Source organism: Paraburkholderia sp. SIMBA_053 (genome assembly GCF_046534895.1).
GTDB lineage: Bacteria > Pseudomonadota > Gammaproteobacteria > Burkholderiales > Burkholderiaceae > Paraburkholderia > Paraburkholderia caledonica.
In genome coordinates, this window is the sequence record NZ_JAWRXU010001380.1 from 1 (window position 1) to 247 (window position 247).

General features: G+C 55.9%; 1 protein-coding gene. It reads left to right on the top strand.

The annotated features are described in order from the left end of the window. On the top strand, positions 1 to 247 hold a 247-nt coding region (locus tag SB753_RS40120; RefSeq protein WP_410805558.1), incomplete at both ends, for a contractile injection system protein, VgrG/Pvc8 family.

Consider the following 247-nt stretch of genomic DNA (forward strand, 5'->3'; position numbering starts at 1 on the left):
TGGACACTCCATTGGGTGGAAGTGCCTTGGTGCCAGTCCGTGTCGTCGGTACTTCCCGCATTGGGCGCAATTACGACTTTATTGTCGATGTCGCCTCCCAGAAAGACTCCATTGAACTCAAGTCGCTCATCGCGAAACCGGTGACGCTGTGGACGCAACAGACAGACCTGTCATATCTGCCTCGTCACGGGTACGTTCACACTGCGCGGCACTTGGGCTCGGACGGCAGCGTTCAGCTTTATCAGAT